At 66.9% G+C, this 8,493-nt stretch carries 7 protein-coding genes; 1 reads left to right on the plus strand and 6 read right to left on the minus strand.

Annotated elements, in window-relative coordinates; all coding sequences use genetic code 11:
- Positions 1–199 precede the first annotated feature (199 nt).
- The 4 genes from ELR45_RS02950 to ELR45_RS02965 form a co-directional block, all read right to left on the minus strand.
- Positions 200–1,123, minus strand: coding sequence for an RluA family pseudouridine synthase (locus ELR45_RS02950; RefSeq protein ID WP_129663250.1), 924 nt, complete (start codon positions 1,121–1,123; stop codon positions 200–202).
- Positions 1,120–1,968, minus strand: a complete 849-nt coding sequence (gene lspA, locus ELR45_RS02955; RefSeq protein ID WP_129663252.1) for a signal peptidase II — start codon at positions 1,966–1,968, stop codon at positions 1,120–1,122. The genes ELR45_RS02950 and lspA overlap by 4 nt, the downstream gene beginning before the upstream one ends.
- 106 nt (positions 1,969–2,074) lie before the next feature.
- Positions 2,075–2,524 (minus strand): TraR/DksA family transcriptional regulator, encoded by a 450-nt coding sequence (locus ELR45_RS02960; protein ID WP_129663254.1) that lies wholly within the window; start codon positions 2,522–2,524, stop codon positions 2,075–2,077.
- A gap of 229 nt (positions 2,525–2,753) precedes the next feature.
- Positions 2,754–3,023, minus strand: a complete 270-nt coding sequence (locus ELR45_RS02965; protein ID WP_420813776.1) for a DUF167 domain-containing protein — start codon at positions 3,021–3,023, stop codon at positions 2,754–2,756.
- Positions 3,024–3,793: 770 nt separating this feature from the next.
- Between ELR45_RS02965 and ileS the strand changes: the two genes are divergently transcribed.
- Positions 3,794–7,015: an isoleucine--tRNA ligase gene (gene ileS / locus ELR45_RS02970; protein WP_129663258.1), complete on the plus strand. Its 3,222-nt coding sequence runs from the start codon at positions 3,794–3,796 to the stop codon at positions 7,013–7,015.
- A gap of 88 nt (positions 7,016–7,103) precedes the next feature.
- On the opposite strand, the gene ELR45_RS02975 is transcribed toward ileS, so the two are convergent.
- Together ELR45_RS02975 and ELR45_RS02980 are read right to left on the minus strand one after the other, a co-directional pair.
- Positions 7,104–8,045 carry a DivIVA domain-containing protein gene (locus tag ELR45_RS02975; protein ID WP_129663260.1) on the minus strand — a complete coding sequence of 314 codons (942 nt, stop codon included), beginning with the start codon at positions 8,043–8,045 and terminating at the stop codon, positions 7,104–7,106.
- 45 nt (positions 8,046–8,090) lie between these two features.
- A complete protein-coding gene (locus tag ELR45_RS02980) occupies positions 8,091–8,378 on the minus strand; it encodes a YggT family protein (RefSeq protein ID WP_129663262.1) in 288 nt (95 codons plus the stop codon).
- Positions 8,379–8,493: the final 115 nt, after the last annotated feature.

Raw genomic sequence — 8,493 nt, forward strand, 5'->3', positions numbered from 1 at the left:
CGGGTCCATCGCGCCGCCACAGCCCGTTCGCTGAGCGTCGCAGCCGAGTCCGGCACGTTCGAGATCGCCTGCGACGGAGAGACCGTCGGCTCGTACGCGCACTGCGAGTTCACCAAGATGGCAGGTCAGCTGACCGTCTACCGCCCGCACGCCGTCTGACCCCTACATCTTCAGACGGCCAGAATCACCACGACGAACGTCACGGTGCCAGCTGGTCCAGAGCGTCCCGGAGATCGTCCGGGTACGAGGCCTCGAACTCCACCCACGATCCCGTTCCGGGGTGCTCGAAGCCCAGACGCATCGCGTGCAGCCACTGCCGGGACAGACCGAGCCGTGCCGTCATCGTCGGATCGGCGCCGTATGTGAGGTCGCCCACGCAAGGATGCCGTAGCGCGCTCATGTGCACCCGGATCTGGTGGGTGCGGCCCGTCTCCAGGTGGATCTCCAGCAGACTGGCCGCCGGAAACGCCTCCACCGTCTCGTAATGGGTGACGCTGGGTTTGCCGTCCGCGGTCACGGCCCATTTGTAGTCATGCTGCGGATGCCGTCCGATCGGGGCGTCCACCGTTCCCCGGGAAGGATCCGGATGTCCCTGGACCAGCGCGTGGTAGATCTTCTCCACCGTGCGCTCCCGGAACTGGCGCTTCAGCGACGTGTATGCCGGTTCTGATTTCGCCACCACCATGAGCCCGCTGGTACCGACGTCCAGCCGGTGCACTACGCCCTGCCGCTCCGCGGCTCCGCTGGTCGAGACTCGGAAACCGGCTCCGGCCAGGCCACCGACGACGGTCGGCCCCACCCAGCCCGGACTGGGATGCGCGGCCACGCCCACTGGTTTATCCACCACCACGACGTCATCGTCGTCGTGGACGACCCGCATCCCCTCGACCTCTTCCGGGACCACCTCGACGGGGGCCGCAGGCGGCGGCATCTCGACCTCGAGCCAGCCTCCAGCATGCACGCGTGCCGACTTGGGCTCCGCTACACCGTCGACCAGCACAAAGCCGTTTTCGACCAGATCGGCCGCCTTGTTGCGAGAGAATCCGAACAGCCGAGCGAGCGCAGAGTCGAGTCGCTCCCCTTCCAGGCCCTCCGGTACGGGAAGCACGCGCCGGTCACTCACCTCAGGTCTGTCCCGGCGTCGTCGTCGGCGGCGGTCGTGACGTCCGAGGAATCGCCAGACGTGACCTCCGTGGAATCGTCAGACGTGTCCCCAGCGGCGGTCGGCGAGTCCTCAATCGGTTCCGTGTCCGATGGGTCCGCCCGGTCGCCAAGATCGGCATCATCCCGGAGCCGGCCGCCGCCCATGCTCGCATCGTCGTCGGCGCTCGCATCGTCGTCGGCGCTCTCATCGTGGCCGTGGTCGAGGGCGGCGTCGACGGGGTCAGCCACCGCGTCGCCCTGATCGTCGGGGTGAGCGTGCGACGAGAGCGCCACTCCACGAAAGCTGAGCAACGCGATCAGCACCGCAGAGCAGGTGATCGACGAGTCGGCGACGTTGAAGACCGGCCAGTTCGGAAGCTCGATGAAATCGACCACGTGACCCTGCATGGGACCTGGTTCCCGGAACACCCGGTCACTCAGCGTGCCCAATGCACCGCCCAGCATCCCGCCGAGCGCGATGCCCCACATCGGGCTGGTCACCTTCCGGCTCACCCAGACAATCACCGCGACCACCACTGCCGCGATCACCGTCAGCACCACGGTCATGTCCGTGAACATGCTGAATGCCGCGCCAGGGTTGCGTATCAGGCGGAACTGGAGGAAGTCTCCGACCACGTTGATGACGCGGCCGTCCTTGAGCTCGGCGACCGCCCACACCTTCGTGATCTGGTCCAGCGCCAGGATCACCGCGGCGACAACAAGCAGCAGGCCCGTCCTGCGACGAGCCCGTCCACCGGTCTGGATAGCGCCCGATTCGCTGCTCACTCCGCCGCCGACCTCGCTGGGGTCAACGGACACGCTCACCGTCTCCCCCGTCTCGTCGAACGCCGGTCACAGAACGGCGGCAGGCAACCCGAGCTGCCCGCCGACCGGCCCCGCACACCTGACGTGCTGAATGTCTCGTCGCGACTCAGCGACGCTCCTGCCGTTGTTTGCATGCTACACACAGTGTCGCACGAGGGAACGCCAGTAGCCGAGCCTTGCCGATCGGGTTGCCGCAGCTCTCGCAGATCCCGTAAGAGCCGTCCTCGATCCGCGACAACGCACGCTCGGTCTGGTTCAACATGTCCCGATGGCTGGCCGCCAGCGACAGCTCATGCTCACGCTCGAACGTCTTCGAGCCGGCATCGACCTGGTCCTCACCGCCGTCAGAGGTGCTCCGGCGCAGCAAATCCGCGATGTCATGCTCGGCACCCGCGATCTCCTCCCGGAGCCGGGCAGAGTCCCCACGAAGCGTCTGACGCAGCTCGTCGAGCTCCTCCGTGGTCCAGGGGTCCTCGTCAGCACCTACGACAAGTGCCACTGGCTGTCCCTCCGGTGCCTTCACTGTTGCTTCCGTGCTGTCTGTGCGCTCGGTCATTCTCACGCACCCCCTGTTCTGCCACGTTGCCCGCCCACTTTTCGTCCGGGTCAGCTGAGGATAGATCCTCCATCGCTCACGTTCAATGAGTCACCTTCTTTCTCAGCGTTTCCACAGCGTTCTGATACGCGTGTCGATACTCAGCAGACAGTCCGCCAGGCCGATTCCCGTAGCCGTTAGGAATGAGCCCGCTTTCGCTCACAGCGAATAATCTCTGGTGTCTTCCCAGCTAGTTTGACTGATTGAGCTCGAATAGGCCACTGATCGCCGCAGTGGCGCTCTCCGGAACTTCGATGATCTTGGTTCGACTGGAGCCACCTGCGACGAGACGTACATCACGTCGTGAGCAGCCCAGGGTCTCGGCCATTGCGTCCAGGACCGCCCGGGTGGCCTTGCCATCGACGGCGCGTTCTTTTACCGACACCACCAAGGCGTCGCCGTACCGGCCGCCCACGCCGGGCCTTTTCGATCCCGGTTTCACCCGCACCGTCACTCGCACCCCTCCAGCCTCCCACGACAGTGCAGCCGCGCATCGATCGAGCGACTGTCGTGTTCGCACGGCTGGCCACATTCTGGTCCCGCGAAGCCTTGGGCGAGCGGTCAGCCTCACCGATCGACGAGTGAGTGACGTCCATCATAACCACCGGCCAATCCCAAGGTCACTACCGATCATCGTGTCCGCCCTGGACGAGCCGTCGTCGCGGCCGCCCTGCGAGTCTGTCCGAACTCCGGTACCCACCCGCGCCCCGGGCATGCCCGCGCAACCGCGCCACGGCTCCGCTACGCTCCCCGGTTTCGCACCCCGGGAGCGGTGCTACGAAACCGGGGTGATCCGCGGTCGGCTCCGAAGTACACTGGCTCCAGCGAGCAGGCGTTGAAGGGGACAAGTAGTCCATACAGACGGCCATGAGCGAGCCGGGGATGGTGTGAGCCCGGCGGTACGAGTGTGGGTGAATATCGCCCCGGAGCCGCCGGAAGAACAGTGCCGGTGCATGGCCGCCTTCATGCGCGCAGCTCATGGTAGTGCGCGGCGGAAGATGGCCCCGTCGTCGTCAGACGCGGCCGCACCGGCGCCCAGTAGAACCGGCCGCGCGCAACGAAGAGGGTCATGCCAGTGATCGCCGGCCACGCCGGGGACCACCTATCCGGGCGGGCCGCCGTCGCCTCAGCCGACGACGGAAGTCTCCCGTTGGCACGGCCAAGGAGGGTGGTACCGCGGGGTCAGCCTCGTCCCTCCGTCGGGCAACGACGACGGAGGACACACAGACGATGAGCGACACATACAGGGCCGTATCCGCCCAGGTCGACCTGCCGGCCATGGAACACGACATCCTCGCCTTCTGGCGGGAGAACGACGTCTTCTCTCGGGTCGTCAAGGCCAGCGAGGGCAAGCCGCCATGGACTTTCTACGAAGGGCCGCCGACGGCCAACGGCATGCCCGGCACGCACCACATCGAGGCCCGGGTCTTCAAGGACGTATTCCCCCGCTACCGCACCATGCGCGGGTACCACGTCGCCCGCAAGGCCGGCTGGGACTGTCACGGACTGCCCGTGGAGATCGCCGTCGAGCAGGAGCTCGGACTGAAGTCGAAGGGCGAGATCGAGGCGTACGGCGTCGCCGCCTTCAATGACCGGTGCCGCGCGTCGGTCCAGCGCTACGTCGGCGCGTTCGAAGAGATGACCGAGCGGATGGGCTACTGGGTCGACACCTCCCAGGCTTACCGGACCATGGACTCGTCCTATGTGCAGAGCGTGTGGTGGTCGCTGAAGCAGGTCTTCGACGCCGGGCTGCTGGTCGAGGACCACCGCGTCGCACCGTACTGCCCGCGCTGCGGCACCGGCCTGTCCTCGCACGAGCTCGCCCAGGGCTACGAGACCGTCGCCGACCCCTCGGTGTACGTGCGTCTCCCCCTCACCTCGGGCCCGCTCAGCGACACCACCCCGGGTGCATCGCTGCTGATCTGGACCACGACGCCCTGGACGCTGGTCTCGAACACCGCCGTCGCCGTACACCCGGACGTGACCTACGTCGCCGCCACCAGACACTCTCCGGCCGGTGACCCCGAGACGCTCGTCGTCGCGGAGGCGCTCTTCGACGCCGTGCTCGGCGAGGGCTGGACCGTCGTCCAGCGGTTCCAGGGCTCCGAGATGGAACGGTGGAGCTACCAGCGCCCGTTCGAGCTGGTCGAGCTGTCCGCCGAGGGCGAGCCCGCCAACTTCGTCGTGGTCGACGACTACGTCACGACCGACGACGGCACCGGCCTGGTCCATCAGGCGCCCGCGTTCGGCGCCGACGACCTGCGGGTCTGCAAGCGCTACGGTCTCCCCGTCGTCAACCCGGTGGAGCCGGACGGAACCTTCCGCGCGGACCTGCCCCTCGTCGGCGGTGAGTTCTTCAAGCACGCCGACGCCAAGCTCACCCGCGATCTGGAAGAGCGCGGCAAGATGTTCCGGCACACCCAGTACGAGCACGAGTATCCGCACTGCTGGCGCTGTCATACGCCGCTGATGTACTACGCCCAGCCGTCCTGGTACATCCGCACCACGCAGTTCAACGACGCGCTGCTGCGGGAGAACGAGAAGACCAACTGGTATCCCGAGACCATCAAATGGGGCCGCTACGGCGAGTGGCTACGCGGGAACATCGACTGGTCGCTGTCCCGCAACCGGTACTGGGGCACGCCGCTGCCGATCTGGCGCAACGACGAGGACCCGTCCCGGATGGTCTGCGTCGGCTCGCTCGACGAGCTGTCCGAGCTCGTCGGCGATGATCTCTCCGAGCTGGACCCGCACCGCCCCTATGTCGACGACGTGACGTTCACCATGCCGGATGTGCCGGGCACCTTCCACCGCGTGCCCTACGTGATCGACGCCTGGTACGACTCCGGCTCGATGCCGTTCGCACAGTGGGGCTATCCGTACGCACCGGGCAGCCAGGAAGCCTTCGCCAACGCCTACCCGGCGCAGTTCATCTGCGAAGCCATCGACCAGACGCGTGGCTGGTTCTACACGCTGATGGCGGTGGGCACCGCGGTCTTCGACCGTTCGTCGTACGAGAACGTGCTCTGCCTCGGCCTCATCCTCGCCGAGGACGGCCGCAAGATGTCCAAGCACCTCGGCAACATCCTGGAACCGATCCCGCTGATGGACGAGCACGGCGCGGACGCGGTGCGGTGGTTCATGGCCGCGAACGGCTCGCCGTGGCAGTCGCGCGGGATCGGGCCGAACGTGCTCGGCGAGATCATCCGCAAGGTGCTGCTGACGTACTGGAACACTGCCTCGTTCCTGTCCCTGTACGGTCGCACCGCCGGGTGGACCCCCTCTCAGGGCGCACCGGAGCCCGCTGAGCGGCACGTCCTGGACCGGTGGGCGCTCAGCGCGCTGAACCGGCTGGTCGGCGACGTCGACACCGCCCTGGAGAACTTCGACACTCAGCGCGCCGGTGCTCACCTGCAGGCCTTCGTCGACGATCTGTCGAACTGGTACGTGCGACGCTCCCGGCGACGGTTCTGGGACGGCGACCCGGCCGCTCTGGCGACGCTGCACGAGTGCGTGCAGACCCTCACCCGCCTGCTCGCACCGATGGTGCCGTTCATCACCGAACGCGTCTGGCAGGACCTGGTGGTGCCGGTCGAGGAGTCCGCGGCCGAGTCCGTGCACATGGCGACCTGGCCGCAGGCCGACACCAGCCTGATCGACGACCAGCTGGCCTCCGAGGTGGCACTCACCCGCAGGCTGGTCGAGCTGGGCCGCGCCGCCCGGGCGGAGTCGAAGGTCCGGACGAGGCAGCCGCTGGCCCGCGCACTGGTGGGCGCATGGGGGTGGGAGTCGCTCAGGGCCGAGCTGCGGGCGGAGATCGCCGACGAGCTCAACGTGCAGCAGGTGCTGTCGCTGAGCGAAGCCGGTGCCTCGGACGCCGCGGAGCCTGCGGGCGACTCCGCCGACGCGCTGCTGGATGTATCCGCGAAGGCGAACTTCCGCTCGCTGGGCAAGCGATTCGCGAAGAACACACCGACGGTGGCCCAGGCCATCGCCGGCGCCGACGCGGCCGCTCTCGCGGCATCCCTGCGCGCCACCGGATCGGCGACCCTGACCGTGGACGGCGTCGGCGATGTCGAGCTCACCCCCGACGATGTCGTCATCACCGAGACCCCTCGGGAGGGCTGGGCGGTTGCCCGTGAGGGCGAGACCGTCGCCCTCGACCTCACCCTCACCGACGAATTGGTCCGGTCCGGTTTGGTACGCGAGGCCATCAGGTTGGTGCAGGATGCCCGTAAGACGAGCGGGTTCGACGTGGCCGACCGCATCGAGCTGGCATGGTCCACGAGCGCCGAGGCGGCCCCACTGGCCGAGGCACTACGTGAACACGAGGCGTTCCTCGCTGACGAGGTCCTCGCTGTCCGGGTGTTCAGCGACCTCGAGGAGCTCGCCGGCCGGCCCGACCACACCGACTCGGACCTCGGCCTGACCTTCCGCCTACGCCAGGTCTAGCGGCGCAGGGCGCTAAGAACGCACAACGGCCCCGGCGCAGAACTCGCGATGCGCGAGTTCTGCGCCGGGGCCGTTCGCTAGCTCTTGGTCAGCCTTGCTCGTCGTCGAGCAGGCTCGCGACCGAACGCAGTGAACCACCGGTGGTGGAGGCATTCTCGTTGCCGCCACCGCCCGTCGTCTGTGCCTGGCCCTGAGACTGCGTCTGCGACGAGTTGTTGTTCGCCGGGCCAGTCCGCTGCGGCTGCTGCTGTTGTTGCTGCGGCTGTTGCGGCTGCGGTTGTTGCGGCTGTTGCGGCTGCGGCTGTTGCGGCTGTTGTTGCTGCATGTGGGCAGCGATCTCGGCCTCGGCCCGCTCCGTGTCGTTCGACGCACCCATCTCGAGCTTGCGCAGCTCACTCTCCAGGTACGACTTCAGACGGCTGCGGTACTCCCGCTCGAAGGCACGGAGGCCTTCCAGCTGGCGCTCCAGATCTGCCCGCTCGGTCTCCAGCTTGCCGAAGACCTGTGCGCGACGCTTCTGGATCTCCTGGTCGATCGACTCAGCCCGCTGGCGAGCGTCTTGCTCGAGCTTCGCCGCCTTCGCCTTGGTCTCGGCGTCCAGCTTCTCCGAGCGACTACGTGCTTCGCTCATGAGCCGGTCCGCTTCGGTCTTGGCGTCAGCGACCAGCTCGTCGGCCGTCTTCTGGGCCAATGCGAGCACCTTGGCAGCCGCATCGCTGGGCTGCCCACCGCCACCGGCCGGAGCGGCCGGCTGCGCAGCGGCCGGAGCCGCCGAGGGTGCGGCCGACGGTGGTGCTTTGGGAGCTTCGGGCTGTCGTGGCGGCTGGGCCGGCTCCGTCGTACCGACGGCCCCAGCCCCGCGGGTCACCGCGGCCAGCTTGTCACGAAGCTCGTCGTTCTCGCGCTGTAAACGCGCGAGCTCAGCCTCAACTTCGTCCAGGAACTCGTCGACCTCCTGCATGTCGTAACCTTCACGCAGGCGGACGGTCGTGAACTCCTTGTTCTGGACGGACTCGGGCGTCAGTGGCATAGCGTCACCTCGAATGTGTGCAGCGTCGACAGTCACCGTACCGCGTCACCCCAGGGATGCCACAATCGTAATGGCAATTCGCACCAAGATGATCAGCACGATGAACGCTAGATCAAGTGCGATCGAACCGATTCGGAGCGGCGGAATGACCCGCCTGATCGCTCGTAGCGGCGGATCGGTCACCGTGTACACGGCTTCTAAAACGACCAACAGCGGCCCTTTGGGCTGCCATTCTCGTGCGAAGACTTGGATCCAGTCGACCACCAGACGTACCAGCAGGGCGATGAAGAACAGCCATAGAGCTATCGACAGGGGCTGCGTAATGACCGACACAGCATCCGAACCTACCTGACGCTGGGGTCGGCTGCCGCAACCGGCACCGATCTAGGGATCGCATGGGACTCATATCTAATGTGATGGACTAAACAGAATCAGCTCTGGTTGAAGA

Origin of the sequence: Phytoactinopolyspora endophytica, assembly GCF_004138495.1 — a bacterium.
Taxonomy (GTDB): Bacteria; Actinomycetota; Actinomycetes; order Jiangellales; family Jiangellaceae; genus Phytoactinopolyspora; species Phytoactinopolyspora endophytica.

Excerpts from the sequence above, each read along its gene's own strand:
- ELR45_RS02960 (WP_129663254.1), bottom strand. The coding sequence starts at position 2,524 with ATGACCGAGCGCACAGACAGCACGGAAGCAACAGTGAAGGCACCGGAG.
- ileS (WP_129663258.1), top strand. The coding sequence starts at position 3,794 with ATGAGCGACACATACAGGGCCGTATCCGCCCAGGTCGACCTGCCGGCC.
- ELR45_RS02975 (WP_129663260.1), bottom strand. The coding sequence starts at position 8,045 with ATGCCACTGACGCCCGAGTCCGTCCAGAACAAGGAGTTCACGACCGTC.